At 56.6% G+C, this 25,524-nt stretch carries 26 protein-coding genes; 10 read left to right on the forward strand and 16 right to left on the reverse strand.

Features of this window, described 5'->3' with window-relative positions; translation table 11 throughout:
* The first annotated feature begins 418 nt into the window (after positions 1-418).
* From pntA to SOM40_RS10330, 3 genes are all read left to right on the forward strand, one after another.
* Positions 419-1,948 carry a Re/Si-specific NAD(P)(+) transhydrogenase subunit alpha gene (pntA, locus tag SOM40_RS10320; protein WP_320456916.1) on the forward strand — a complete coding sequence of 510 codons (1,530 nt, stop codon included), beginning with the start codon at positions 419-421 and terminating at the stop codon, positions 1,946-1,948.
* Positions 1,949-1,958: 10 nt separating this feature from the next.
* The gene (gene pntB, locus SOM40_RS10325) at positions 1,959-3,347 is read left to right on the forward strand and encodes a Re/Si-specific NAD(P)(+) transhydrogenase subunit beta (RefSeq protein WP_166182315.1); all 1,389 of its coding nucleotides are present in this window, start codon (positions 1,959-1,961) and stop codon (positions 3,345-3,347) included.
* Between the two features lie 111 nt (positions 3,348-3,458).
* Positions 3,459-4,574 carry a mechanosensitive ion channel family protein gene (locus tag SOM40_RS10330; RefSeq protein WP_225758927.1) on the forward strand — a complete coding sequence of 372 codons (1,116 nt, stop codon included), beginning with the start codon at positions 3,459-3,461 and terminating at the stop codon, positions 4,572-4,574.
* A 38-nt stretch (positions 4,575-4,612) separates the two neighbouring features.
* Here the strand turns inward: SOM40_RS10330 and uspE are convergent, their stop codons facing one another.
* The 6 genes from uspE to SOM40_RS10360 form a co-directional block, all read right to left on the reverse strand.
* Positions 4,613-5,563 (reverse strand): universal stress protein UspE, encoded by a 951-nt coding sequence (gene uspE / locus SOM40_RS10335; protein ID WP_106993760.1) that lies wholly within the window; start codon positions 5,561-5,563, stop codon positions 4,613-4,615.
* A 134-nt stretch (positions 5,564-5,697) separates the two neighbouring features.
* Positions 5,698-6,450, reverse strand: a complete 753-nt coding sequence (gene fnr / locus SOM40_RS10340; protein ID WP_032617879.1) for a fumarate/nitrate reduction transcriptional regulator Fnr — start codon at positions 6,448-6,450, stop codon at positions 5,698-5,700.
* A 182-nt stretch (positions 6,451-6,632) separates the two neighbouring features.
* Positions 6,633-7,148, reverse strand: coding sequence for a methylated-DNA--[protein]-cysteine S-methyltransferase (gene ogt, locus SOM40_RS10345; RefSeq protein WP_106993761.1), 516 nt, complete (start codon positions 7,146-7,148; stop codon positions 6,633-6,635).
* Positions 7,149-7,158: 10 nt separating this feature from the next.
* Positions 7,159-8,685, reverse strand: a complete 1,527-nt coding sequence (gene abgT / locus SOM40_RS10350; RefSeq protein ID WP_320456915.1) for a p-aminobenzoyl-glutamate transporter — start codon at positions 8,683-8,685, stop codon at positions 7,159-7,161.
* 36 nt (positions 8,686-8,721) lie between these two features.
* Positions 8,722-10,167: a M20 family metallopeptidase gene (locus SOM40_RS10355; RefSeq protein WP_320456914.1), complete on the reverse strand. Its 1,446-nt coding sequence runs from the start codon at positions 10,165-10,167 to the stop codon at positions 8,722-8,724.
* Positions 10,167-11,477: a M20 family metallo-hydrolase gene (locus SOM40_RS10360; protein WP_320456913.1), complete on the reverse strand. Its 1,311-nt coding sequence runs from the start codon at positions 11,475-11,477 to the stop codon at positions 10,167-10,169. The genes SOM40_RS10355 and SOM40_RS10360 overlap by 1 nt, the downstream gene beginning before the upstream one ends.
* Positions 11,478-11,652: 175 nt before the next feature.
* On the opposite strand from SOM40_RS10360, the gene SOM40_RS10365 reads away from it, so the two are divergent.
* From SOM40_RS10365 to SOM40_RS10375, 3 genes are all read left to right on the forward strand, one after another.
* Positions 11,653-12,561: a LysR family transcriptional regulator gene (locus tag SOM40_RS10365; protein WP_106993765.1), complete on the forward strand. Its 909-nt coding sequence runs from the start codon at positions 11,653-11,655 to the stop codon at positions 12,559-12,561.
* Between the two features lie 338 nt (positions 12,562-12,899).
* The gene (gene smrA / locus SOM40_RS10370) at positions 12,900-13,463 is read left to right on the forward strand and encodes a DNA endonuclease SmrA (RefSeq protein WP_225758923.1); all 564 of its coding nucleotides are present in this window, start codon (positions 12,900-12,902) and stop codon (positions 13,461-13,463) included.
* Between the two features lie 3 nt (positions 13,464-13,466).
* Positions 13,467-14,423: a zinc-dependent alcohol dehydrogenase family protein gene (locus SOM40_RS10375; RefSeq protein ID WP_320456912.1), complete on the forward strand. Its 957-nt coding sequence runs from the start codon at positions 13,467-13,469 to the stop codon at positions 14,421-14,423.
* Here SOM40_RS10375 and SOM40_RS10380 read toward each other — a convergent pair.
* On the reverse strand, positions 14,420-15,457 hold the full coding sequence (locus tag SOM40_RS10380; RefSeq protein ID WP_320456911.1) for an AI-2E family transporter: 1,038 nt from the start codon (positions 15,455-15,457) through the stop codon (positions 14,420-14,422). The two genes, SOM40_RS10375 and SOM40_RS10380, sit on opposite strands and share 4 nt — an antisense overlap.
* A gap of 134 nt (positions 15,458-15,591) precedes the next feature.
* Between SOM40_RS10380 and SOM40_RS10385 the strand changes: the two genes are divergently transcribed.
* From SOM40_RS10385 to SOM40_RS10400, 4 genes are all read left to right on the forward strand, one after another.
* A complete protein-coding gene (locus SOM40_RS10385) occupies positions 15,592-15,759 on the forward strand; it encodes a protein YdgV (protein ID WP_422655537.1) in 168 nt (55 codons plus the stop codon).
* Positions 15,760-15,874: 115 nt separating this feature from the next.
* Positions 15,875-16,237, forward strand: a complete 363-nt coding sequence (mdtJ, locus tag SOM40_RS10390) for a multidrug/spermidine efflux SMR transporter subunit MdtJ (RefSeq protein WP_166182323.1) — start codon at positions 15,875-15,877, stop codon at positions 16,235-16,237.
* Positions 16,224-16,553: a multidrug/spermidine efflux SMR transporter subunit MdtI gene (gene mdtI / locus SOM40_RS10395; RefSeq protein ID WP_166182324.1), complete on the forward strand. Its 330-nt coding sequence runs from the start codon at positions 16,224-16,226 to the stop codon at positions 16,551-16,553. The genes mdtJ and mdtI overlap by 14 nt, the downstream gene beginning before the upstream one ends.
* Positions 16,554-16,638: 85 nt before the next feature.
* Positions 16,639-18,801, forward strand: coding sequence for a bifunctional diguanylate cyclase/phosphodiesterase (locus tag SOM40_RS10400; RefSeq protein WP_320456910.1), 2,163 nt, complete (start codon positions 16,639-16,641; stop codon positions 18,799-18,801).
* Between the two features lies 1 nt (position 18,802).
* On the opposite strand, the gene SOM40_RS10405 is transcribed toward SOM40_RS10400, so the two are convergent.
* The 9 genes from SOM40_RS10405 to ynfM form a co-directional block, all read right to left on the reverse strand.
* Positions 18,803-19,627 carry a trypsin-like serine peptidase gene (locus SOM40_RS10405; RefSeq protein WP_106993772.1) on the reverse strand — a complete coding sequence of 275 codons (825 nt, stop codon included), beginning with the start codon at positions 19,625-19,627 and terminating at the stop codon, positions 18,803-18,805.
* A gap of 103 nt (positions 19,628-19,730) precedes the next feature.
* Entirely contained in the window at positions 19,731-19,814 is an 84-nt protein-coding gene (gene ydgU / locus SOM40_RS10410) for a small membrane protein YdgU (protein ID WP_475421985.1), read from the reverse strand.
* Positions 19,815-19,906: 92 nt separating this feature from the next.
* Positions 19,907-20,215, reverse strand: a complete 309-nt coding sequence (gene asr, locus SOM40_RS10415) for an acid resistance repetitive basic protein Asr (RefSeq protein WP_106993773.1) — start codon at positions 20,213-20,215, stop codon at positions 19,907-19,909.
* Positions 20,216-20,382: 167 nt separating this feature from the next.
* Positions 20,383-20,937, reverse strand: a complete 555-nt coding sequence (locus SOM40_RS10420; RefSeq protein WP_312077606.1) for a thioredoxin fold domain-containing protein — start codon at positions 20,935-20,937, stop codon at positions 20,383-20,385.
* Positions 20,938-21,097: 160 nt separating this feature from the next.
* Positions 21,098-22,585, reverse strand: coding sequence for a carboxypeptidase M32 (locus SOM40_RS10425; RefSeq protein ID WP_106993775.1), 1,488 nt, complete (start codon positions 22,583-22,585; stop codon positions 21,098-21,100).
* Positions 22,586-22,745: 160 nt separating this feature from the next.
* Complete coding sequence (locus SOM40_RS10430; RefSeq protein WP_320456909.1) at positions 22,746-23,078, reverse strand: DUF1493 family protein; 333 nt, start codon at positions 23,076-23,078, stop codon at positions 22,746-22,748.
* Positions 23,072-23,515, reverse strand: a complete 444-nt coding sequence (locus SOM40_RS10435) for an STM2901 family protein (protein ID WP_320456908.1) — start codon at positions 23,513-23,515, stop codon at positions 23,072-23,074. Before SOM40_RS10435 ends, SOM40_RS10430 begins: the two co-directional genes overlap by 7 nt.
* 6 nt (positions 23,516-23,521) lie before the next feature.
* Positions 23,522-24,007 carry an Hcp family type VI secretion system effector gene (locus SOM40_RS10440; RefSeq protein WP_262664555.1) on the reverse strand — a complete coding sequence of 162 codons (486 nt, stop codon included), beginning with the start codon at positions 24,005-24,007 and terminating at the stop codon, positions 23,522-23,524.
* Positions 24,008-24,225: 218 nt separating this feature from the next.
* A complete protein-coding gene (ynfM, locus tag SOM40_RS10445; RefSeq protein WP_225758916.1) occupies positions 24,226-25,476 on the reverse strand; it encodes a multidrug efflux MFS transporter YnfM/SxtP(Kp) in 1,251 nt (416 codons plus the stop codon).
* Positions 25,477-25,524: the final 48 nt, after the last annotated feature.

The raw sequence follows: 25,524 nt of genomic DNA on the forward strand, positions 1-25,524 counted from the left end.
AAGTAAGTTGCCAAAATATATAACCTTTACTGATATGTTGAAAAAACACGCGTTTGACCAGTAAAACTCATAAAGCATATAACTTCCACTGGTTGATTTAATGTTAATAAGTTGTTTCTGGCTGGGGCTATATCGTGTTTTTGCCGCTTCGCCTGAGCTAAACATCGGCCCTGGCGGTGAAATAAGAGCAGATATGCCTGTCTGAGACCCCGATCGCTTATTTTTGACAGATAAAGTCATAAATAGTGTTTTCTTGCTGTGGATCACAGGCGGTATTTTCAGTAGGTTATAGAAAGTTTGTTACTGTTTTATTTTCTGCGGGTAGAGGTGAGTGGCAGGTTAAGTCCTGTCACTGCTGTTGTATACCCGTGATGAATGTTCGACAAACCATCATCAAAAACCGATGGAAGGGATTACTATGCGTATTGGGGTACCAAGAGAACGGTTTGCCAATGAAACCCGCGTAGCGGCGACACCGAAAACGGTGGAGCAGCTGCTCAAACTGGGTTTTACCGTCGCGGTTGAAAGCGGCGCGGGCAAGCTGGCAAGTTTCGATGACGAGGCGTTTATTCAGGCTGGCGCAGAGGTTGTCGACGGCGATAACGTCTGGCATTCGGACATTATTCTGAAGGTTAATGCACCGGAAGAGAATGAGATCGCGCTGCTCAATCCGGGCACCACGCTGGTGAGCTTTGTCTGGCCGGCGCAAAACCCGGAGCTGATGGAGAAGCTGGCGGCGCGTGGCGTCACCGCGATGGCGATGGACTCTGTGCCGCGCATCTCGCGTGCGCAGTCGCTGGACGCCCTCAGCTCAATGGCGAATATTGCGGGCTACCGCGCCATCGTCGAAGCTGCACACGAATTTGGTCGCTTCTTTACCGGACAGATCACCGCGGCGGGTAAAGTTCCCCCAGCGAAGGTGATGGTTATCGGGGCAGGTGTTGCTGGTCTGGCCGCCATTGGCGCAGCCAACAGCCTGGGCGCGATTGTCCGTGCCTTTGACACCCGTCCGGAAGTGAAAGAGCAGGTGCAGAGTATGGGCGCCGAGTTCCTTGAGCTGGACTTTAAAGAAGAGGCTGGCAGCGGCGACGGTTACGCCAAAGTGATGTCCGAAGCCTTTATCAAAGCCGAGATGGCGCTGTTCGCCGCCCAGGCGAAAGAGGTGGACATTATTGTCACCACCGCGCTGATCCCGGGTAAACCGGCGCCGAAGCTGATTACCCGTGAAATGGTCGACACCATGAAGGCCGGTAGCGTGATCGTCGATCTGGCTTCGCAAAATGGCGGCAACTGCGAATACACCGTTCCGGGCGAGGTTACCACCACCGCCAACGGCGTGAAGGTGATCGGCTATACCGATCTGCCGGGCCGTCTGCCGACCCAGTCTTCTCAGCTGTACGGTACCAACCTGGTCAACCTGCTGAAGCTGCTGTGCAAAGAGAAAGACGGCAATATCACCGTTGATTTTGACGACGTAGTGGTGCGCGGCGTGACCGTGGTTCGCGAGGGTGAAATCACCTGGCCAGCACCACCGATTCAGGTCTCTGCGCAGCCGCAGGCAGCCGCCAAAGCCGCGCCGGCACCAAAAGAGCCGGAAAAACCGGCGTCCCCGTGGCGTAAGTTTGCCTTTATGGCGCTGGCTATCGTGCTGTTCGGCTGGCTGGCAGACGTCGCACCGAAAGAGTTCCTCGGACACTTCACCGTCTTTGCGCTCTCCTGCGTAGTGGGTTACTACGTGGTCTGGAACGTCTCCCATGCGCTGCATACGCCGCTGATGTCGGTCACCAACGCCATCTCCGGGATCATCGTGGTTGGGGCATTACTGCAGATTGGTCACGGCGGCTGGGTCAGTTTCCTCAGCTTTATCGCGGTACTGATCGCCAGTATCAATATTTTCGGTGGTTTCACCGTGACTCAGCGCATGCTGAAAATGTTTCGTAAGGGATAAGGGGTAACCTATGTCTGGAGGATTAGTTACAGCTGCATACATTGTTGCCGCGGTCCTGTTTATTTTCAGCCTCGCGGGGCTTTCAAAACATGAAACGTCGCAGCAGGGTAACAACTTTGGTATCGCCGGGATGGCGATTGCGCTGATTGCCACCATCTTCGGGCCGGACACCGGCAACGTGGCGTGGATCCTGGTGGCGATGATCATCGGCGGTGCGATTGGTATCCGTCTGGCGAAGCGCGTTGAAATGACTGAAATGCCGGAGCTGGTGGCGATCCTGCACAGCTTCGTGGGTCTGGCAGCGGTGCTGGTGGGCTTTAACAGCTACCTGTATCACGAGCCGGGGATGGAGCCGATTCTGGTGAACATCCACCTGACCGAAGTGTTCCTCGGGATCTTCATCGGTGCGGTGACCTTTACCGGTTCTATCGTGGCGTTCGGCAAACTGCGCGGCAAGATCTCCTCTAAACCGCTGATGCTGCCAAACCGTCACAAGCTGAACCTGGCGGCGCTGGTCGTCTCCTTCCTGCTGATGGTGGTGTTTGTGCGCACCGACAGCGTGGGCATGCAGGTGCTGGCTCTGCTGGTGATGACCATTATCGCCCTCGCCTTCGGCTGGCATCTGGTAGCCTCCATCGGTGGCGCAGATATGCCGGTGGTGGTCTCAATGCTGAACTCCTACTCCGGTTGGGCGGCAGCGGCGGCGGGCTTTATGCTGAGCAACGACCTGCTGATCGTGACCGGTGCGCTGGTCGGTTCGAGCGGGGCAATCCTCTCCTACATCATGTGTAAGGCGATGAACCGCTCGTTCTTCAGCGTGATTGCCGGGGGCTTTGGCACCGACGGACAGACCTCCAGCGGTGATGAAGAGGTGGGTGAGCATCGTGAGATCAACGCCGAAGATACCGCTGACATGCTGAAGAACTCCCACACGGTGATCATCACCCCGGGCTACGGCATGGCGGTAGCGCAGGCTCAGTATCCGGTTGCGGAAATCACCGAGCGTCTGCGTGCCCGCGGCATCAAGGTGCGCTTTGGTATTCACCCGGTTGCCGGGCGTCTGCCGGGTCACATGAACGTGCTGCTGGCGGAAGCGAAAGTACCGTACGACATCGTGCTGGAGATGGATGAGATCAACGACGACTTCTCCGACACCGATACCGTGCTGGTGATTGGCGCGAACGATACCGTTAACCCGGCCGCGCAGGACGATCCTAACAGTCCTATCGCCGGTATGCCGGTTCTGGAAGTGTGGAAGGCGCAGAACGTTATCGTCTTCAAACGCTCCATGAACACCGGTTACGCTGGGGTACAGAACCCGCTGTTCTTCAAAGAGAACACCCACATGCTGTTTGGCGATGCCAAGGCCAGCGTGGATGCGATCCTGAAAGCGCTGTAATTCGGCAACGCACTCTAAAAAAACCGCCCCTCTGGGCGGTTTTCTCATTTCTGCAGGCTGTGCACGCTCACTGTCTATACTTTCCTTTTTTGCGTAAAGGGAGGAGGGAGCATGCAGTTCTTGTCACGTTTCGATTTTTTGACGTTAATGATGACCCCCAGATTCTGGATTGGCTTTGCCACGGTGACGGTGGTAACCCTGCTGATCTACTGGCTACTGAAACGCCTCATCACCTTTGTCCATAAGGGCATTACCAACTGGGGTGACAAACATCCCGCCACCCACAAGATGCATTTTGTCCTCACGGAGATGCTCAACAGAACCAGCCGGGTGCTGCTGTTTGTGGTCGCCTTTCTGTTTAGCCTGCGGTTTGTCGAACTGCCGGATCGCCTCTACGGCGCCCTGAGCCATGCCTGGTTCCTGGTGCTGGCGATTCAGGTGGCGCTGTGGATGGATCAGGGGGTGGTCTCCTGGCTACGGCACGTGATGCTGACCCCGGGGAGTCACAAAAACCCCGTTACCCTGGTGATCACCGGGCTGATCCTGCGGGCGATTGTCTGGTCAGTGATGCTGCTGTCTATTCTGGCCAACGCAGGCGTCAACATCACCGCGCTGGTAGCCAGCCTGGGGGTAGGGGGTATTGCCATTGCGCTGGCGGTACAGACCATTCTCAGCGACGTCTTTGCTTCGCTCTCCATTGGTTTCGACAAGCCCTTTGAGATCGGGGATTTTGTGGTGTTCAACGACGTGGCCGGGACGGTGGAGCATATTGGCCTTAAGACGACGCGTATTCGCAGCCTGAGCGGGGAACAGATTGTCTGTGGTAATGCGATCCTGCTTCAGCAAACCCTGCATAACTACAAGCGGATGCAGACCCGTCGTATCGTCTTTACCTTCGGCGTGGCCAGCGATACGCCGCCGGAAAAGCTGCGGGTTATTGGCGATAACGTGAAGAAGATCATCACTGATATCGGCGAAACGCGTTTTGACCGCGCCCACCTGCTCGGTTTTGATAAGGACAGGCTCACCTTTGAGGTGGTGCATATCGTCAACACGGCGGATTACAACAAGTACATGGATATCCAGCAGGAGATCAATATCCGTATTCTTGAGAGCCTGAATGATGAAGGGGTAAAACTGGCCTTGCCAAGCATGGTGCTGCATGCGCCGTGGATGAAAGAGGGCGAGGGCGCGCAACAGCCGCCTCAGCCCGTCACTCAGAGCTAAAAAAAAGCCCGCCGTTATGGCGGGCTTTTCACTGTGAGTTAATCGTCTTCGTCGTCGTCCAGCTCAACCGGGGTTTGATACTGGTCCGGCTTAATGACCAGCAGGTCACAGCGCAGATGATCGATCACCTGTTCCGCCGTATTACCCAAGAAGGCGGCAGAGATACCGGTGCGACCGATGGTGCCCAGCACCACGATCCCCGCCTGCAGATGCTCTGACAGATCCGGGATCACCTCTTCAGGCAGACCTTTCTCGACGTGGGTCAACTTCTCATCAATACCGAATTTCTGTCGCAATGCTTTCATCGCCAGCAGGTGCTGGCCGCGAATGGCGTCGTTATACACGCTCGGATCAAATTCCGGCAGTTCGATGGCAATGTTAATCGGGGTAATCGGGTAGGCCCCCACCAGGTGGACTTCGGTATGGTTGACCTGTTCGGCGAGCTGAATGGTCTCTTTCACCAGCTTTTCGTTCAGGGCGTTGTGATAGTTCTCTTCGCTGGCGAGATTCACCGCCACCACCGCTTTACCGCCTTCCGGCCACGGCTGGTCTTTCACCATCCACACCGGGCACGGGCATTTACGCAGCAGGTGCCAGTCGGTCGGGGTGAAGATCACCGCTTCCAGCTTGTCGTGCTGGTGGGCCATCTTCAGCAACAGGTCATGTTTGCCGCTGACCACTTCCTGAATGATGGCTTCGAACGGACGGTTGTGCCACACCACTTTGATCTCAATGGGGACACCGGCTTCAAGATAGAATTTTGCCTGCTCGCGGATCCAGGCGGTACGCTGGCTGATCACTCCCTGACGCATAGCGGTGCGTTCGTCAGGCGACAGAAGGGTGGTCATTTCGTAAGAAAAGTCATATATCGGCAGAAACGCTTTAATTCTGCCACCAATCCGTTGATGTAAATAGACAGCTCGTCGTAACGCCGGTTGATCGTCCTGATTAGGATCGATGGCCACCAGCATGTTTTGATACTTTGCCATACAGGTCTCCTTACTACTGTCACCACAGTCTGTAATTAAAAGAGTAACCTATATATCTGAAATGAAACAGAGGGGAAGATTTGCCAGATCAATAAATCAGTAAAATTATCGATCTGGCAGGGAATCAGAGGACGTTATGCCACGTTACGTGAGTGGCCCGCCAGCACTGCCAGCGCTTCACCGTTTTCAATGGTGATATATTTGCCTTTCACCGCCAGCATCCCGCTTTTCTGGAAACGACCCAGCAGACGGCTGATGGTTTCCACGGTCAGGCCCAGGTAGTTACCAATATCGCCACGGGTCATGGTCAGACGGAACTCACGCGGAGAAAAACCGCGCTCGGCGAAACGACGGGACAGGTTGTAGATAAACGCCGCCAGACGCTCTTCAGCGTTCTTTTTGGACAGCAGCAGGATCATGTCCTGATCGCCTTTGATCTCACCGCTCATCAGACGCATCATCTGCTGGCGCAGGTTCGGCATTTTGCCTGACAGGTCGTCGAGGGTTTCAAACGGGATTTCGCAAACCATTGAGGTTTCCAGCGCCTGGGCAAAGCTCGGGTGGTTACCGGTGCCAATGGCATCAAAGCCCACCAGATCGCCCGCCAGGTGGAAGCCGGTGATCTGCTCGTCGCCCTGTTCGGTGATGGTATAGCTCTTGATGGTGCCAGAACGGATAGCGTACAGCGATTTCAGTTCGTCTCCCGCTTTAAACAGCGTCTGCCCTTTCTGAATCGGCTTTTTACGCTCGATAATATTATCAAGCTGATCAAGCTCGTGCTCATTCAGGGTAAACGGGATACAGAGCTGGCTGATGCTGCAGTCCTGACAATGGATAGCACAACCGCCAGACTGAATGCGTCGAATAATTCGCTTTTCCGGGATCATAGGTTTGCTCAAGCCTTAATTGATATTAGTCAATTTTAACATCTTTTTGGACCCGGCGTAAGCCTGGTAAACCATCAATCAGGACAAGAAGCGTGAATGCGGTAGCATGTTCTTGAAATTCCACAAATTAGCTGCGGACTTTATCGCTAACATAAGGAAAATTAAGCACTAAAAGCCTGGAACTACAGCAATAAATACCCTTCGTGACGCAGCAACCACTCCTTGCGCTGCACCCCGCCGGCATAGCCGGTCAGGGTACCGTTGCGGCCGATCACGCGATGGCAGGGCACTACAATACTGACCGGGTTTGACCCGTTCGCGGCACCCACCGCGCGCGCCGCGCCCGGGCGTCCGAGCTGTTCCGCCAGCTGACCATAATGCATCACCTGACCGCAGGGAATGGATCGCAACGCCTGCCAGACTTCACGCTGAAAAGGGGTGCCGGCCGTGGCGGTCGGCAGAGTGTCAATAATGCTGAGATCGCCCTCGAACCAGGCGGCCAGCTTATCGCTAAGCCCGCCTGGATTGCTGGCGCTGATACGCTCGTAGCCCTGCGCCCGGTAGTGGATATTGAGCAGCTCCACCATCCGGTTGCTGTGCTCCTCCCACTCGACGGCGCGCAGGTTGAACTGCTCATCCGCAATCACCCACAGTGGCCCCAGCGGGGTGGCAATTTTATCTTCGAGTAATCTCAGCATATGCTCTTCCTTAATTCAGTCGCGGGTAGACCCCCGGCCCGATGGGCAGGCCGACAAGATACCATGCCACCAGCATGAGCAACCATACTCCTAAAAAGATAAGCGGATAGGGTAGCACCAGCGAATAGTAGGTACCCAGTTTGGCCTCGGGCTTGTAGCGCTGCAGGAAGCCTAAAAACAGCGGCACGAACGGCGACACCGGGGCCAGCGGGATCACTGAAGAATCCGCCACGCGGAACAGGATCTGCGCGAAGGCCGGGTGGAAGCCCAGCAGCATAAACATCGGCACGAAGATCGGGGCCAGAATCGACCAGATGGCCGACCCGCTGGCGATAAACATGCACAGCAGGGAGGAGAGCAGCGCCAGGCCGACAAACGCGGGCACGCCGCTCAGGCCGGCGGTTTCCAGCAGGTCGGTCAGGCCCACCGCCATAAACTTGCCCATGTTGCTCCAGTTAAACATGGCCACAAACTGCGCCAGCGGGAACACCATCACGATAAACCCGGCCATCTCCTTCATCGGCTCGATCATCAGCTGAGGCAGATCGCCCTGACGACGCACTTTCCCGGTGGCGATGCCGTACGCCAGCGACACCACAAAGAAGAAGAGGATAATCAGCGGCACGATGCCTTTGATAAACGGCGAGGGCAGCACGGTGTGCTGGACCGGATCGCGCAGGATGCCGTTCTCCGGTACCACCATCAGGGCGATGGCGGCGATAAACAGCAGGGACACTACTCCGGCAACCCGCAGCCCGCGACGCTGCTCCGGCGATAACGCGTCCAGCTTCTCGTCGCTGCTACCCTGCCACTTGCCCAGACGTGGCTCCACGATCTTATCGGTGATCACCCCCCCGACAATCGTCAGCACAATCACCGAGCTGGCCATAAAGTACCAGTTGTCGATCACGCTGACGTGCATCGCAGCATCGATGGTTTTGGCCGCTTCGGTGCTGATGCCGGAGAGCAGCACGTCGGTGGTGACGATCAGCAGGTTAGCGGTAAAACCACACCCGACCCCGGCAATCGCCGCCAGCAGGCCTGCCACCGGATGACGCCCGACGGCGAGGAAGATCAGCGCGCCCATCGGAGGCATAATCACCAGTGCCGCATCTGAAGAGATATGGCTGAAGAAGGCGATAAACAGCACCATATAGCTGGCGTAACGCGCGTTGACCTGAGAGGCCATTTTCACCATCAGGGCGGGCAGCAGACCGGAACGTTCGGCCAGTCCGGCACCCAGCACCAGGGCGAGGATCGCCCCCAGCGGGGCAAAACCGCTAAAGTTTTTGATCACATTCGGTAAAAACCAGTGCAGCCCTTCGACGCTCAGCAGGTTTTTAACTGCCACCATGCTGCCATCGGCCGGGTTGCGGGCGCTGACGTTAAAGGCCGACAGCACGGCGGTGGCCGCGGCCAGGATCACAATCAAATAAACGAACAGCAGGAAAGGGTGCGGCACTTTGTTGCCGACTCTTTCAACCCAACCATAGAGCTTGCCGGATGGGGAATGCGAAGGTATGGAAGACATACTCATGGGCGTTCCTCGGGAGTGTTGTGTTGTTATGTTTTATTATTTTAAAGGTGACGGTGTCACATTTTCTGGGATCGGGCAGACGTACGGTTTTTCATTTAACTGTTGAGCAAACTCCTCGCGGCAGGCGGCCAGTAGCGCCGGGTCTTGCAGCAGTGCCAGGGCAGTAGCGCCCATCACTTTTCCGGCCAGCAGCATCCCTTTATGAGCGATAGAGGTACGGCCCTGGGCCACCAGCTGCCAGGTGTGCAGCGGTGTGCCGACGGTAAAGCAGGGGCTGAAGCACTGGGCGACCGGCATTTTCCAGCTGACGTCGCCCACGTCGGTAGAGCCCGCCAGCACGTTATCGGTGATGGCATAGGGGGCCACCTCATCCACCAGCAGGGTCTGCTGATGTCGACGGGCAAACTGCTTGCCTTCTTCTCCGCCGGTAGCGGCGATATTTTTCAGGCTGTTTTGCAGATCGTTGTCGGTCAGCGTGGCGCGGATCTCCGCCGCAAAGGCGCGTTCTTCCTCGCTCCATGCCGGGGTGCCGAAATGCTGTAGAGCGCTGTACATGGCGGTCTCCAGGGTGCGGTTCGGCAGATAGCTGGAGCAGGCTTTATCGAAGCGGCGTTCAACGCTGGTTTCGGTCATCAGCGCTGCGCCCTGGGCAATCTTTTCGATCCGCTCGTAGATCTGCTGCGCATCGGCCATCTCCGGGGCGCGGATCAGATACAGCACTTCCGCCTGGGCCTGCACCACGTTTGGAGAGATCCCGCCGGTATCGGTGATGGCGTAGTGGACGCGGGCTTTTTCAATGATGTGCTCGTTGAGGAAGTTGGTCCCGGTGGTCATCAGGGTGACGGCGTCCAGCGCGCTGCGCCCCAGATGCGGGGAGTTAGCGGCATGGGCTGCGGTACCGTGGAAACGCCACGCCGCCTGGATGTTGGCTAAGGTGCTGACGTTAAACATCCCGGCAAAGGCTTCCGGATGCCACGTAACCGCGGCGTCCACATCGTCGAACAGCCCTTCGCGCACCATAAAGGTTTTACCCGATCCGCCTTCTTCGCCAGGGCAGCCGTAAAAACGTACCGTACCGCTGCCGCCGTGCTGCTCCAGCCAGGATTTTGCCGCCACCGCAGCCGCCAGCCCGGCGGTGCCGAGCAGGTTATGCCCGCAGCCGTGGCCGTTGGCCCCCGGGGTCTCTGTTTGCGGGGTGGCGCAGTGCGCCTGCTGGCTTAACCCTGCCAGGGCATCGTACTCCCCCAGAATGGCAATCACCGGTTGCCCCTCGCCGTAACTGGCGATAAAGGCGTTCGGCACGCCGCCCGCCTCGCGGGTCAGGCTAAAACCGGCCTCTTCGAGGGCGCTGGACAGCCGTTCAGCGGACCAGAACTCTTCGAAGCGGGTCTCAGGATGATCCCAGATCTCATCGGCAATCCTGGTGAAGTGCTGAGATCGGGTGTCGATAGCATCCTCAACAAAACGGTACATGCTCTGCATTACACACCTCGCGTCCACGGGAAGTTAAGCGCGGTTCGCGCCAGGGTTTCGATGGCGATGAGCATCACCGTCTCGTCGAAATCGAATTTTTCGTTGTGGTGTCCGGCGCTGAGGGTGGTGCCAAACACCATATAGGAGGCGAGGCCGCCGTTCTGCTGAACCCGGGCCATCATCAGGGTGGCATCTTCCGATCCGGCAGGGGCTTTTACTCTGTCGATGGCCTGCTCCACACCCGTCACCCGGGATGCCTGCTCGCGCAGATAGTTCACCCACGCCGGCGAGGGTGCGCTGGAGGTCGCTGCACCCATCAGACGCAGCTCGGTGCTGACGCCGTGCATCGCCGCCGCCCCGTCAATGACCGCTTTCGCGCGCTCGAACACATAGTTATTAATGGCTTCGCACTCGCCGCGGGTCTCCACCTTCAGCAGCGCAGTGGCGGGGACGACGTTACGCCCGCTCCCCGCCTGCATCACGCCGACGTTGACGCGGGACGCGCCTTCGCTGTGCGGGGCGATGCTGTGCAGGCCAATGGCGGCCTGGGCGGCGGCCAGCAGAGCATTGCGTCCCTCTTCGGGTTTGCCCCCCGCGTGCGCCGCCACACCGGTGAAGCGCACGTCAAACTTGGTGGTGGCCATAAAGTTATCGCTGCCGCAGATCACAGTACCCGCCGGCACGCCGGTGCCAATGTGGATGGCGGTGAAGTAGTCCACGCCGTCGAGTGCGCCCGCTGCAACCATGGCTCGTGCGCCGCGGGTGCCCTCTTCGGCAGGCTGGAAGATCAGTTTGATGGTGCCGTTCAGCTGCGCGCGGTACTGCATCAGCAGGTGCGCCAGCCCGAGTCCAATGGTGGTGTGGCCGTCGTGGGCGCAGGCATGCATCATGCCGCTGTTGCAGGAGGCAAAGCCTTCCCGGACCGGAAGATGGTCATCCTGAGTAGATTCATCCAGATCCAGCGCGTCCATATCGACCCGAAACGCCAGCGTCGGCCCCGGACGGCCGGTATTGAGTGTGGCCACAATCCCGGTGAACCCGCCTTCAAAGATGCTCAGCCATTTTTCCGGCGCACCCTGCTGACGGGCGCGGGCAAAGGCCTGGGCCAGGGTCGCCTCGTCGGGCAGGCCCATCCGGCTGTCAGCGTCGACCACATCGCGGCCCATCGCCAGTTCGTAGCCCAGTTGATCCAGAACCTCTGCCACTTTTGCCGCGGTGCGGAACTCCACCCAGCCGGACTCGGCAAAGTGATGGAAGTCGCGTCGCCAGGCGGTGAGTTGCGGGAAGAGGGTTTGCAGGTCCTGCGCCAGTGTATGCATATCGTTTCCTGTCATCATAAGAATATGTGAACTGCTTCACACTGTGATAGTTTTTACTTATCACTAACCGTTTTTTCACAGATTTAACCGTTCGTGGCTTACCCTGGCACAATCAATTCCATTACAGTAGATGACAGTTTCTTTACTCTGATAAACAACGGTTATCGGTGCCGACATGACATTCCAGGTAAAATTTCATCAGTTGCGGGCCTTTGTGGAAGTGGCGCAGCAGGGGAGCATCCGTGGGGCGGGGCGGGCGTTGAATCTGTCGCAACCGGCGTTAACCAAATCCATTAAAGAGCTGGAAGAGGGCATCGCGGCGCAGCTGTTTATTCGCCGCAGCAAAGGGGTGACCTTAACCGAGTGCGGGGAGAGTTTTTACCAGCACGCCAGGCTGATCCTCGAGGAGTTACGCAGCGCCCAGGACGATATTCGCCAGCGACAGGGCCAGCAGGCCGGACAGATTAATATCGGGATGGGGGCCAGCATTGCCCGCCTGTTAATGCCTGGGGTCATTTCCCGCTTCCATCAGCAGCATCCGCAGGTCAAGGTGCGTATTATGGAAGGACAATTAGTGTCGATGATTAATGAATTACGCCAGGGGGAACTTGATTTTACCATCAATACCTATTACCAGGGGCCGTATGATCATGAATTCACGTTCGAAAAATTGTTTGAGAAGCCTTTTGCGATATTTTGTCGGGCAGGCCATCCGGCAATAGAAGCTGAATCTATTAGCGAATTACTTAAATATAGCTGGACGATGCCGACGCCGCGAGGCAGTTATTATAAGCAGCTGGAAGAGATGTTTTCCCACCGGGATCAGATCCCCCATATAGGCGTAGTCTGCGAAACCTTTTCGTCCTGTATTAGTCTGGTCGCGCAGAGCGATTTTCTCAGCATTCTGCCGCAGGAGCTGGGCTGCGACCCGCTGCTGGCCAACAGGCTGGTGATGTTGCCGGTGAAAGAGCCGTTACCGAAAGCGACCTATTACCTTATTCAAAGAAGGGATTCCCGACAGACGCCGTTGACTACCGCATTAATCACACAATTCAGACGGCATGCCCGGCAGGTTATTTATTAGACAGTATGAGGATAAAAAAATGGAGCCCATCGACATCCAATAGACTCCACAGTACACACAGCATTGCTCCACATGCATCTCTGCTTATTATTTCCATTGTGCAGATACCTTCATGTATAACATCTTTTGGTGATAAATAAAGAAATTAAGTCCACGCGATCATAAAAATTTAATGTAAGTCATAAAGTTAATCATTAATAAAATTTCGTTTTAGTCCAGTTACATTAATTATTAAATTAACTGAACTGATTATTATTTTTTTAATAGTCAATCGACGCCGCATTGAGCCCCGAGAAAGGGGCAGGTATAGTACCCTGTCAGCTAAGCAGGAGGATGCCATGAACCCAGACGATAAATCGCTTTTTCTCAACGCGATGGAGGATGTCCAGCCTCTCAGGCGTTGTGCCGACGTTCACTGGCAACCCGCCCCGACAACGCGCGTCCGTCAGCCTGTGGACACCAGCCAGCTGGATAACTTTCTCACCACCGGCTTTCTGGATGTCATTCCTCTGGCAGAGCCGCTTTCGTTTCAGCGTGAAGGAGTGCAACTGGGGGTCATCGATAAGCTGCGCTCGGGCAAATACCCCCGCCAGGCGAGCCTCACCCTATTGCGTCAGCCCGTTGAGCAGTGCCGCCAGCAGCTGTTTACCTTTATCCGCCAGGCGGAGCGCGACGGCTTACGTAACCTGATCATCATTCACGGTAAAGGCCGCGACGATAAGTCTCACGCCAACATTGTGCGCAGCTATCTGGCGCGCTGGCTGACGGAGTTCGAGGCGGTGCAGGCCTATTGTGTGGCCCAGCCTCACCACGGCGGCAGCGGGGCCTGTTATGTCGCGCTGCGCAAGTCCAGCGAGGCAAAACTCGAAACCCGCGAGCGACTGGCCAAACGCAGCCGCTAGATCATGGACAACACCGCATTATGCTACCGCCAGTTTGGTGAGCCTGAGTCAGTTTTGCAGCGGGAAACCGCGGTAAAAGCGCCGCTGCAGCCGGACATGCTCCGGGTGCAGATGCTGCTCTCTCCGGTCAACGCCTCGGATCTGATCCCCATCACCGGTGCTTACCGGCATCGCATTACCTTGCCCGCCATCGCCGGATATGAAGGCGTAGGGCGGGTGATTGCCGCCCCCGTCGGTTTCACCCACCTGTTGGGCCAGCGGGTGCTGCCGCTGCGGGGAGAAGGCACCTGGCAGCACTATGTCGACTGCCCGGCGGCGCTGGCGATCCCGGTTCCGGATATTATTGATACTCTTCTGGCGGCGCGGGCGTTTATCAACCCTCTGGCGGCCTGGCTGATGCTCAACCTCTGGCCTGTGCAGGGTAAACGGGTGCTGCTGACCGCCGCCGGATCGGACTGCGCCATTCTGCTGGGACAGTGGGCGCTCCGGCGTGGGGCGACGGACGTATACGGCATTCATCGCTCGGCAATTCATGCCGACAGGCTGCGGGGGATAGGGATCGTCCCGATAGCGCAGCAGGAGAGCGACAGCGTGCGCGCCATCGCCGCCGCCAGCGATATCGTCTATGACGCCACGGGGGGCGAGCTGGCGCAGAGCATCTTAAGTGCAATGCGTAACAGCGCGGCATTTATCTGCTACGGGTTGCTCTCCGGACAACCCTTTACGTTACAACGTCACTTTCCACCGATGCACTGGTTTCATATTCGCAACCACTTTGACGCGCTTAGCCCGCAGGCATGGCAGGCAGCGTTTATCGAAATCTGGCCGCTGCTGACCAGCAGCCACTACAGTGGCGCCCGGCTGCTGCCGTTCAGTGCCTGGCAGACGGCCCTGGCCGACTACCGGCAGGCGGGGCGAGACCACAAGCCGCTGCTGGAGTTTACCTGCGATACCCCTTAGCTCGCATGGCTCATATCACTGAGCAGCAGCGCAATGCTTTTGCCGCCGGAGGTCTGCTCCAGCGCAATCTTGACGATAATGGTCAGGGGCACCGAGAGCAGCATTCCCACCGGCCCCAGCAGCCAGCCCCAGAAGATCAGCGACAAAAATACCACCAGCGTCGAGAGGCCCAGTCCGCGCCCCATTAACCGGGGCTCGAGAATGTTGCCGAAGATCAGGTTGATAAACAGATACCCCGCCAGCAGCACCAGCGCCGGGTAAAAGCCGCTGAACACCAGCACCTGCGCAATCGGTGGGATAGCCGCCAGCACCGATCCGATGTTCGGAATATAGTTCAGGGCAAAGGCCAGCAGCGCCCAGACGAAGGCGAACCGGACCTCCAGCACCGCCAGCATTCCCCAGACCACCAGCCCGGTCACCAGGCTGATGGCGGTCTTTAACACCAGATAGTGCGAGACGCTGTTGAGGGCGCGCTGGATCGCAGCCATGCCTTCCACCGGGCGGGACATCAGAGGCTGGAGCTTCGCCGGCAGCTGCGGCACCTCCAGCAGCATAAATACCACCGTCAGCAGCAGTAAAAAGATAGCGGTCATGGCGCTGGAAAGCTGCGACAGTAGGGCGGTCACCAGCGTCATGGCGGCATTGGGATCGATGTACTTCAGCAGCTCTTCCATCGACACTTCAATCCCGGCCCGCTGCAGCCAGGGCTCCAGATGCAGCAGCGGCACGGCCAGCGAGGAGCGGTAGTGCGGCAGGGTGCGCGCCAGCTCATTCAGCGAGGTGCCCAGATAGGCCACCAGCAACGCCATGAAGATCACGATAAGCAGGATCGGCAGTGTGATTGCCAGCACCCGGGGAAGACGCAGCCGCACCAGCCACCGCACCAGCGGATGCAGCACCACGGCGATAAACAGCGCCAGAATAAAGGGCACAATAATATCCGCCGCAACGCGGATCCCCGTCAGCACAATCACCAGCATGCCAAGCATGATGACTATTTTTAATCCGTTGAGAGTAATAATGGGTTTGGCCATGCTGGCTCCTGATACCGTTCTTTTTATATATTCTAACGGCGCGGCGCGTTTAAAAAATTAACCAAACACAAACAGTAAGGGTAAAGAAATGAAAAGGCTTTGAGTAAAATCCTGGCTTGTGGTAAAAATCAGCTGTGTTTAACTACCGGAGACAATTTTCATCTGCACTGACGAGAAGCAACACCGCAGATAATTGTAATTTTATGGACAATCTGTTCAGGACGCATTTTTCAAACATCTCTGCTTTCTCCTCCTCTTTTTGCCTGCTGTCTGGCGAGCAACACTGGCGCAACGCGCTGTAGATCCTCTCTCTGCCTGAGCTGGCGCTTTGCGCCCGGCTGAATCTTCATTCGTTTTTACCCGGCTGCCACCTTTGGCGAGCCGCGAAGGATTATATTCTCAAGCAGGAGAAAAAATATGTTTTACTGGATCCTCTTAGCCCTGGCTATCGTTGCTGAAATAACCGGCACACTTTCAATGAAATGGGCCACCATCAGCGGTGGTCACAGCGGCTATATTTTAATGCTGTCGATGATTGCGCTGTCCTATATTTTCTTGTCTTTTGCGGTTAAAAAAATCGCGCTGGGCGTGGCGTACGCATTATGGGAAGGGGTAGGTATTTTCTTAATCACCCTTTTTAGCGTTTTACTGTTTGATGAGTCGCTGTCGCTAATGAAAATGGCGGGTCTGACGACGCTGGTCGCGGGAATAATATTCATTAAATCCGGTACCCGCAAACCGGCAAAACAGCGCAAGGAGGCGACCCATGCCACAGTTTGAGTGGGTTCATGGCGCCTGGCTGGCGCTGGCCATCGTCCTGGAGATTGCCGCCAACGTGTTGCTGAAGTTTTCCGACGGTTTTCGCCGCAAAGTGTTCGGCCTGCTGTCGATTGCGGCGGTACTCGCCGCCTTCAGCGCCCTGTCGCAGGCGGTCAAAGGTATTGAGCTGTCGGTGGCCTATGCCCTGTGGGGCGGTTTCGGGATTGCGGCGACGCTGGCGGCGGGCTGGATCCTGTTTGGGCAACGGCTGAATAAGAAGGGCTGGATTGGCCTGCTTCTGCTGCTCGCCGGGATGATCATGATAAAACTGGCCTGATACTCTCGCTGCCTGCCATTACAGGCAGCGAAATTTATGACCTGTATTACGCTTAGTCTGAGGGCATTAACATAATGAGGAATGAATGCATACCCTTTTAAGCTGGCGTAAAATCCCTTCTGCAAAAACCTTGTTTGTCATGATTTTTATGGCAGGGCTCGGCTTAATCGTCTCGGTTGTGATCCTGCTCTACCTCTCGCTCAACCTCATCAGCAGTAAAGCCAATGAAATCGACGAACAGCGCACGGCCCTCTCCGTACAGGGTGCCGTTCAGACCTCTGTCAACCGGGTCTGGTCGCTGGTGATTGATAATGCCGTCTGGGATGACGCGGTGCGCGAAGCCTACCGCCCGGCGCTGGACGTGGACTGGCTCTATAACACCTGGGGCGCAGGATACAAGGTGAATAACCTGTATGACGGCACCTTTGTGCTCGACGAACGTTTCCGGGTGCTGTGGGGCTCATTCAGAAGCCAGCCTTTCACGGAAAAGAACCTCGACTTCTTTGGCGATGGCCTGAAATCGCTGATCCAGATGCACCCCAATGCCCTGAAATCGGATAAAAATATCTACGCCGGGATCACCCGCACCCGCGCGGGGATTGCCTTTGTCGGCGTCGGTCTGATCCGCCCGACGATGGGCAGCCTGCAGGCAGGGGATAATACCCGCCGCTTTCTGGTCATCACCCGCCACATCAATCCGCAAATTTTGCGCGATCTGGGTAACACCTTTCAGATCGACGATCTGACCTTTACCCCGGAGCAGATCACCGACGTGAGCGTGCCGCTGAAAAGCGCCTCGGGCGAGGTGCTGGGCTTTCTGTCGTGGACGCCGCGCCTGCCGGGGGCCGCCGCGGCGAAGGCCGCTTCGCTGGACATCACCCGGATCGTGCTGTTCACCGCGGCGCTGATTTTGCTGTTCATCCTCTTCAGCTGCGTGGGGCTGTATAAACTGGCGCGCGGTGAGAACCTGGCGCGAAAGGTGGCGCGTACCGACTGGCTCAGCCATTTACCTAACCGCCGGGCGCTGATTGAAGAGCTGGAGCGGGTGAGCCTGCGCGGCGATACCGATCGCAAAAGCGTGGTCTTTATCGACCTCGACGGCTTTAAAGACGTGAATGATATCTACGGTCATGAGGTCGGGGATGAGCTGATCGTGATCATCGCCGGGGCGTTACGCGACAACGTGCCGAAGGACGGTATGCTGGCCCGCATGGGCGGGGACGAGTTTGCCATGACCATCGGCGGAGAGAACGCCGAAGCGCTGGCCTCAGCCTTTGCGGGCTTTGTCCTCGATTATCTTCACAACGCGATCCGCGTCGGGGAGCGCACCATCCATATTGGCGCCAGTATCGGCATCGCCAGCGGCACCCTGGTGGAGTGCACCAGCTCGGAGCTGTTCCGTCGCGCCGATATCGCCATGTACCACTCCAAAATCACCGGCAAGGGGCGGGTGACGCACTATGATACGGAGCTGAACAGCGTCCGGGAGCGCCAGGTGGCGATTGAAGGCCAGATCCGCAGCGGCCTTGAACGTGAAGAGTTTGATGTTTGGTATCAGCCGATCATTGATGCGCGCAGCCAGAAGATGGTGAGCGTGGAGGCGCTGGTGCGCTGGCCGCGTCGCCCGGAGGGGCCGCTGCCGCCGGACGTGTTTATCACCATCGCCGAGACCAGCGGACTGATTTACGCCCTGGGGCAGTTTGTCCTGCGCCGGGCCTGTCAGGATCTGGAGCCCTTCGCGGATTTAAAACTGTCGGTCAATATCTCACCCGCCCAGTTCCGCGACCCGGATTTTGAGGCCAAAGTGGCCGGCGCGCTGGAGTTCAGCCGCTTCCCGGCCACGCGCCTGCAGCTGGAAGTCACCGAAACCTACGTGCTGGAAAATCCCGAGCGGGCCCGCTCAGCTATCAGCAACCTTAAAGCCCAGGGCATCGCCGTGGCGCTGGACGATTTTGGCACCGGCTACTCCAGCATCGGCTATCTGAGGCGCTTTAACTTCGACACCATTAAGATCGACAAATCGCTGGCGGGGCTGGTGGATCGTGACGAGCAGGCCGCGGCGCTGGTCAGCGGCACGGTACGCATCGCCAGCGCTCTGGGGATGTCCGTGGTGGCCGAAGGGGTGGAGAACGAGAAGCAGATGAAACTGCTGCGGCTGGCGGGCTGCGATCAGTTGCAGGGCTTCTGGTACAGCCAGCCGATGCCAATAGAGGCGATTAGGGCGCTACGCCAGCAGCGACAGTGTTAAATCACTGCTGGGCCAGCTCTTCCAGCTTGTCACGAAAACCGGTAATCGACAGGGCGCGGTTATCGGCCCGCCAGCGATCTTTGGCCGCAGGGGCGGAGCTTTGTACTCCGATAACCTGCCAGCCTTCGGCGGTTTGCAGCATCAGCGGCGAGCCGCTGTCCCCGGGCAGGGTATCGCACTGATGCGACAGCACGCCGGTTTGCGCCCAGCCGGTGACGATGCAGTCCTGATGGGTATAAAGCACGTCGAGATGATCTTCCGGGTAGCCCGCCTGATTTACCTTGCGGTCGGCCGCTTTCAGGGCGGCGGTCAGGGCGTCTTTGTCACCGGTAAACAGCGGCAGCGGGGTGATCCCCGACGGCGGATTACGCAGCACCACCAGACCAAAATCCCACGAGGCGGCAGACGGCGGCACGATCCAGCCATCGCCGTCGGCTTTCAGCCGCCGTCCCAGTGATGACGGAACGCGTCCTTCAATGCCGTGGATCTCATAGCGCCAGCTGCCTTTTAGCGACACAAAGCGCAGGGCAACGGCGGTATCCGGTTTACCGTTCGGCGGCACCAGCAGACAGTGACCGGCGGTCAGCGCCAGCCGGGGGGTGATGAGGGTCGCGGTACACAGATTTCCGCTGGCGGTTTCCAGTTGGCCAATGGCATCCCACGGCGAGCTGGACGGATCGGTGACACGCGTACGGTCGTCATGACCAAAAAACAGCGTTTGTACCTCTTTTTTGACGTTCGCAGCGTCGTCGCTGCCATCGTCCGCATGACTCAGCCCAGAAAAGAGAAAAAACGTTCCCAGTACAACCACAACAGATTTACGCATATCACACTCTGAAGGGGGATAATTATGATTATTAAATATGAACCCTGGTTATTAACTATAGACGGGACAGCGCGAAAGTGGGAGTAAAATCAGCGTGCTACATTCATGAAATATAAAACACACTGGCGATAAGTGCGCATAAAATAAGCGTGATAAGAATGAACTCAAACCGATAGCGCTGAAACATAACGCCCTCCGGATAGAAAAACGGCGCTGCAACCAGGGTGGTTCAGCGCCGGGGACCAACGCACCCCTCAGGGCACGTTAAGGTAAGGCGGCTTATGCAGCCGGTTTTGCTGCCGGGGCTGCAGCGTCATGTTTAACGGCTTTTTTATGGTGTTTTTTGGCAGCCTGCGCTTTCTGAGCAACCGGCGCCGCGTCTTCTTTTTTCACCGCTTTTTTATGGTGCTTTTTAGCAGCCTGCGCTTTCTGTACCGCAGCTTTGTGGTGTTTTTTGTGATGCACGGTTTTCGCAGCCGGTGCTGCGGTTGCCGCTGGTGCAGCAGTGTTGGCGACGGTGTCAGCAGCGAATGCAGCAGAAGAGAGACCCATTGCAGCGGCAACAACCAGAGCTAATACTTTTTTCATCATCCTACCCTCGAATTTGGTTTTTCATTTAACCCCACTGCGGGGCCGTTGAAAGAACTATATCCCTGAAAACTGAGGGCTTCCGTGAGTGATTGGTGACGGCGTGTAACGCAATGTACAAAGGCGGGTGTAACGCGTACGAACGAGCCCGCTCGTACGCGTTATCGTTATTTCTTCAATGCCGCGAGAATGGCTGCCGGGGGTTGGCTTCCCACTATTGTGCGCGTTTCGGGCTCGACCACCACCATCACCGGCGTGACGGTGATGCCCAGCCTGTCTGCCAGCGCGGACTGACGTGTGACCAGATCGGAACAGGCCGGGGTAGTGTCGTTATCAGGTAAAAATCCTGCCATTGCCTGCTGAAGGCTTTTCGTCTTATCGGTGGAGCACCATACGCGCCCCATATCTTCTATCACCGAGTCGCGAATCGATTTCGGGGCAACGGTCAAAAATGACATGGTTAACCCGGCGTCCGTATACTTTTTAACGTTTTTCACCACCGTGCTGCAGTAGCTACACTGGTTATCAATAAACACCAGCAATTTGTACTTTTCGGCGGGTGCCTGGAAGGTGATGGGGTGGAGGTCGTCCAGTGAGCGGGTGATATCGTCGTAAGCTTCTTGCGGCGTGTTGTCCGTGGCAGGGGGCGTCGCGGCGAAAGCGCCGGAACTCACCGCACACAACAGGGCAATAGCTATATTTTTGGTAATGCCATTCATCATTTATCCCTTTGTTTATGATTTATGCCTGGTCTGTTAATGGCTTGATTATGCGAACAGGTTAATACCTCATACAGAAAGTGACGGCACGTAGATATGTGCAAAATCATCTTCTTATTGCATAAAGGGAAAAAAACGCCGGAGCAGGCTCCGGCGGGAGGTATTACAGATAGCGCGAGGTGAGATGGTCGCGGAAGTAGCGGCTGTTAAGATCTTCCCCGGTGGCCTGCTCGATCAACTGGGCGGTGGTGAAGCGGCTGCCATGCTGCCAGATGTTCTGGCGCAGCCAGTCGAACAGGGCGCTGAAATCCCCGACGGCGATGGCGGCGTCCAGATCCGGCAGGGCTTTTTTGGCCGCAGCGAACAGCTGGGCAGCGTACATTGCCCCGAGGGTGTACGACGGGAAGTAACCAAAGCCGCCGTCTGTCCAGTGGATGTCCTGCATACAGCCGTTGCGGTAGTTATCTTTGGTCGATAAGCCCAGCCACGCCTGCATCTTCTCATCCCACAGCGCCGGGATGTCCTCCACCTCGATGTCGCCGTTAATCAGCGCCCGCTCGATCTCGTAGCGCAGCACCACGTGCGCCGGATAGCTGACCTCGTCAGCATCCACGCGGATATAGCCGGGCTTGACGCGCTGGTTCCAGGCGACAAAGTTCTCCGGCGTAAAGGCCGCCTGGCTGCCGAACCGCTCGCGCACTGCCGGGAGCAGGTGGTTCAGGAACGCCTTGCTGCGCCCAAGCTGCATCTCAAAGAACAGGCTCTGGGATTCGTGGATGGCGGTAGAGCGCGCCAGGGCGATGGGCTGACCGAGCCAGTTGCGCGGCAGGTTCTGCTCGTAGCGGGCGTGACCGGTTTCGTGGATCACACCAAACAGGGCGCTGAGCAGCTCCTCTTCGTCGTAACGGGTGGTGATGCGCACATCTTCCGGCACGCCGCCGCAGAACGGGTGGGCGCTGACGTCCAGCCGACCGGCGTTAAAATCGAACCCGAGGGTCTTCATCGCCTCCAGCCCCAGCTCACGCTGGATCGCCGTCGGGAACGGGCCCTGCGGGGGCACGAAGGATTGCTGCGCCTGCTTCTCGACCACCTGGTTCAGCAGGTCCGGCAGCCAGGATTTGAGATCGCCAAACAGCACGTCGAGGCGGGCACTGGTCATGTCCGGTTCGAAAATATCCAGCAGCGCATCGTAAGGGGTGCAGCCTTTGGCGTCGGCGCGCAGGCGGGCTTCTTCCCGGCTCAGTTTTACCACCTCTTTCAGGTTGGCGGCAAAGCCCGGCCAGTCATTGGCCGGACGCTGGGTGCGCCAGGCATGCTCGCATTTACTGCCCGCCAGCGATTTGGCTTCCACCAGCGACTCCGGCAGTAGCGCAGCTTGTTGATAGTGGCGGGTCATCTCCCGCAGGTTGGCCTGTTCGACGTCGTTCAGATCTTCGCTTTCGGCATTACGCAGCCAGTCAGCTACTTTCGCATCGGTCAGGATTTGGTGTTGCAGGACGCTCAATTCAGCCAGCGCTTCGCCGCGGGCAGTACTGCCCCCTGCTGGCATCATCGTAAACATGTCCCAACTGGCGATGGCGGAGAGATGGGAGAAGCGGGAGAGACGCTGGAAGGTACGGGTGAGTTGCTGATAAGAAACGTTTTTCTGCATAGTTCTTGTTCTCGTTCAGATGGATGTGTTCAGGTGAGTTTACCGTGATTTATGAGCGAATCATGCACTTTTCATGTATTCGTTTGAGGCGAGGAAAAGGAATGGGCTGGCCACCGCAGAGTGCTGATATGAAAAAGGGGCCTAATCGCCCCTTTGATTGTTAGTCATATAACCATTTACCTGCTTTTGCAGACTCAGCAAGCATACGAAGTGTTAGCGGTTCTGGTTCATCGTCGTCCTTTCCGCTAGTGAATAAGGAGTAAAGGATAAATGTCTCCTCAGGCCAGTATCGGTAAAAGTCGAAGTTGGCAGGGTCCACATCAAAGCGTTGAAAATATTCCCTCATGATGTCTGCCCCTGTTTCACTTGCCCAAACGTAATCACCTGTGGAGAGGCTGGTATCAAGGGATACGGGCCATGACTTCCTGGTAAACAGGGCAGGTTTGTTGAACCGTTCACAGTACCAGCTAATCACATCTTCATTTGTCACCATAACTTGTCGTTTCCTTTGGCTATGGTGTTGTATTTCATTGTCGCCTTATAAGCGATGGCTGAGACATCAGCAGCAATAACAAAAATCCCAAGGACAGGAATCCATCGACCCACAAATGCACCGAGATTGGTAACATAGGCAAACTTCATCCTTCTGATACTTGAGTTAGTCAAGGTGGGTAAGCGTCTGGTTTCGATGTTCAGCCAGTGACGTAACTGTGAGCTGAGTGGTGATGTTCCGGGGGTTGTCCCTCCAGGTTTGCCTCTTGTCGCTATTTCAGGTTGACCTAGCAGAATTAGCCCAACGGTTAAAAGATCGCTTGTTCCGAACTGTTCAGCCGCTTCATCAAGAAAAATCCAAAAGAGCAACTCTCCGGCGGAAAGGTTGGAGTATCCCTTATAGAAATACGTTCCGTTAAGTTCTTCCACACTATCCATGCATAGTTACCTGGTTACACGTTCTGCCCATGCGTCGGAATACTGAATATTTCCGTCCTTGAATGTCCACGTGATTTTAGCGTAGCGTAATTGTACCTGCTCAAGGTGACCTGCATTTATCACAGTTTTTGTGTCGTGCATCATTGGTGTGACTGAAACAATCTTCACCCCTTCCAGGAACATGTTGTAATACTCAACTTCCTGGCCTGCATCATTGATGCGATACCATTTAAACTCCGCACTCTGAAGAGTTTGCCCTGTAGCTACAGCTTTCATGAGATAAGGGGATGAACTGTCGAACTCCTTTTCGAACATCAGGGCACCGTGAACGCGTGTCCCTGTAAGTTTTCCGGTATTGCCATCGGTCGGGATATAGAGGTTATGGCTGAATGATGTGATTTCTATGGATTGCTCACGGTGCCTTACATCTACAGAACCCTTGATGAGAGCGCCGCCATCGTCTTTTAGCCAAAGATAAGCCGGTATTGCCATATTTCATTTCCTTATGATATGTATGGGTAATCCGTTGAAAGCCTAACCTGTATGCAATGATGAGTAAATGAACAATATGCGGTAAGTTATTGTTTAGTAATGCTTGATATGGAATTTAGAATGATTAAAAACGAAAAAAACCCGTACTCGTTTTGCACAAATACGGGGTCGTAAATAAAGCCAGGGATAGATTTGCTACTGGTGATCACCTGATGAGTTTATTTCAAACGACAATGAAGGCTCCTGCCCACCAGCAACGCCCCACACAGCATCAATGCAATAAACCCGCCCACGCCGTTCCAGCCGTACTGATGCCAGAACACGCCGCCGAGTGTCCCGGCGATACTGGAGCCCAGATAGTAGCTGAACAGATACAGCGAAGACGCCTGGCCCTTGGCGCGACGGGCGCGCGGGCCGATCCAGCTGCTGGCGACCGAGTGGGCAGCAAAAAAGCCGGCGGAGAAGAGCAGCATCCCGGCAAAAATCACCCACAGGTTACTTACCAGGGTTAGCAAGACCCCGGCCAGCATAATGCCCGTCGAGGCCAGCATCACCGGGCCGCGCCCGAAGCGGGTGGTCATCGCCCCGGCTTTCGGTGAACTCCAGGTCCCGGTCAGGTAGGCCACCGACAGCAGGCCGACCAGCGCCTGGTTCAGGTGCCAGGGGGCGAGCATCAGCCGGTAACCAATGTAGTTAAACAGGGTGACAAACGAGCCCATCAGCAGGAATCCGGTCAGGAACAGCAGAGGCAGACCCCGGTCGCGCCAGTGCAGGCGGAAGTTAATCAGCAGTGTTTTAGGTCGCAAGGCGGTAGGGCGAAAGTGGCGCGATTCCGGCAGGATTTTCCAGAACATCAGCGCCGATGCCAGCGCAAAGCAGCCGATCGCCGCCAGCGCAATTCGCCAGCTGAAGAAGTCGGTAAAGACCCCGCTCAGCAGCCGTCCGCTCATCCCGCCAATAGAGTTACCGCTGATATAGAGCCCCATCGAGAAGGCGACAAAGCTGGGGTGGATCTCCTCGCTAAGGTAAGTCATGCCCACCGCCGCCACGCCGCTGAGGGAGAGGCCGATCAGCGCGCGCATGATCAAAATCCCGTGCCAGCTGGTCATCATCGTCGACAGCAAAGTACAGACCGAGGCCAGCAGCAGGGCGGTGACCATCACCGGTTTGCGCCCGATGGCGTCCGACAGCGGCCCGGTAAAGAGTAAACCAACCGCCAGCATCCCGGTGGAGATTGAGAGCGAGATACTGCTGGTGGCAGGCGTCACGCCAAACTCGTGCGACAGCACTGGTAGGATCGGTTGCACGCAGTAGAGGAGGGCGAAGGTCGCCAGTCCGGCGGAGAACAGCGCCAGGGTAACGCGCATAAACTGCGGGGTGCCGCGTTTGATTAACTGAACCGGACGGGGCCTGGTTGGTATATCGATATCATCTGTCGGGGCGATATCAGCCGTTGTTGTACGACTCACGTAAGTTCCTTGCTTCAACATCCCCGTGATTTCTGGTGACGGGTATGA

Source organism: Leclercia sp. CFBP8987, from assembly GCF_034044995.2.
GTDB lineage: Bacteria > Pseudomonadota > Gammaproteobacteria > Enterobacterales > Enterobacteriaceae > Enterobacter > Enterobacter tamurae.

Bases quoted from the DNA above. Each gene is read 5' to 3' on its own strand.
- pntA (WP_320456916.1), top strand. From the start codon at position 419: ATGCGTATTGGGGTACCAAGAGAACGGTTTGCCAATGAAACCCGCGTA.
- pntB (WP_166182315.1), top strand. From the start codon at position 1,959: ATGTCTGGAGGATTAGTTACAGCTGCATACATTGTTGCCGCGGTCCTG.
- SOM40_RS10330 (WP_225758927.1), top strand. From the start codon at position 3,459: ATGCAGTTCTTGTCACGTTTCGATTTTTTGACGTTAATGATGACCCCC.
- uspE (WP_106993760.1), bottom strand. From the start codon at position 5,563: ATGGCAAAGTATCAAAACATGCTGGTGGCCATCGATCCTAATCAGGAC.
- fnr (WP_032617879.1), bottom strand. From the start codon at position 6,450: ATGATCCCGGAAAAGCGAATTATTCGACGCATTCAGTCTGGCGGTTGT.
- ogt (WP_106993761.1), bottom strand. From the start codon at position 7,148: ATGCTGAGATTACTCGAAGATAAAATTGCCACCCCGCTGGGGCCACTG.
- abgT (WP_320456915.1), bottom strand. From the start codon at position 8,685: ATGAGTATGTCTTCCATACCTTCGCATTCCCCATCCGGCAAGCTCTAT.
- SOM40_RS10355 (WP_320456914.1), bottom strand. From the start codon at position 10,167: ATGCAGAGCATGTACCGTTTTGTTGAGGATGCTATCGACACCCGATCT.
- SOM40_RS10360 (WP_320456913.1), bottom strand. From the start codon at position 11,477: ATGCATACACTGGCGCAGGACCTGCAAACCCTCTTCCCGCAACTCACC.
- SOM40_RS10365 (WP_106993765.1), top strand. From the start codon at position 11,653: ATGACATTCCAGGTAAAATTTCATCAGTTGCGGGCCTTTGTGGAAGTG.
- smrA (WP_225758923.1), top strand. From the start codon at position 12,900: ATGAACCCAGACGATAAATCGCTTTTTCTCAACGCGATGGAGGATGTC.
- SOM40_RS10375 (WP_320456912.1), top strand. From the start codon at position 13,467: ATGGACAACACCGCATTATGCTACCGCCAGTTTGGTGAGCCTGAGTCA.
- SOM40_RS10380 (WP_320456911.1), bottom strand. From the start codon at position 15,457: ATGGCCAAACCCATTATTACTCTCAACGGATTAAAAATAGTCATCATG.
- mdtJ (WP_166182323.1), top strand. From the start codon at position 15,875: ATGTTTTACTGGATCCTCTTAGCCCTGGCTATCGTTGCTGAAATAACC.
- mdtI (WP_166182324.1), top strand. From the start codon at position 16,224: ATGCCACAGTTTGAGTGGGTTCATGGCGCCTGGCTGGCGCTGGCCATC.
- SOM40_RS10400 (WP_320456910.1), top strand. From the start codon at position 16,639: ATGCATACCCTTTTAAGCTGGCGTAAAATCCCTTCTGCAAAAACCTTG.
- SOM40_RS10405 (WP_106993772.1), bottom strand. From the start codon at position 19,627: ATGCGTAAATCTGTTGTGGTTGTACTGGGAACGTTTTTTCTCTTTTCT.
- ydgU (WP_475421985.1), bottom strand. From the start codon at position 19,814: ATGTTTCAGCGCTATCGGTTTGAGTTCATTCTTATCACGCTTATTTTA.
- asr (WP_106993773.1), bottom strand. From the start codon at position 20,215: ATGAAAAAAGTATTAGCTCTGGTTGTTGCCGCTGCAATGGGTCTCTCT.
- SOM40_RS10420 (WP_312077606.1), bottom strand. From the start codon at position 20,937: ATGATGAATGGCATTACCAAAAATATAGCTATTGCCCTGTTGTGTGCG.
- SOM40_RS10425 (WP_106993775.1), bottom strand. From the start codon at position 22,585: ATGCAGAAAAACGTTTCTTATCAGCAACTCACCCGTACCTTCCAGCGT.
- SOM40_RS10430 (WP_320456909.1), bottom strand. From the start codon at position 23,078: ATGGTGACAAATGAAGATGTGATTAGCTGGTACTGTGAACGGTTCAAC.
- SOM40_RS10435 (WP_320456908.1), bottom strand. From the start codon at position 23,515: ATGGATAGTGTGGAAGAACTTAACGGAACGTATTTCTATAAGGGATAC.
- SOM40_RS10440 (WP_262664555.1), bottom strand. From the start codon at position 24,007: ATGGCAATACCGGCTTATCTTTGGCTAAAAGACGATGGCGGCGCTCTC.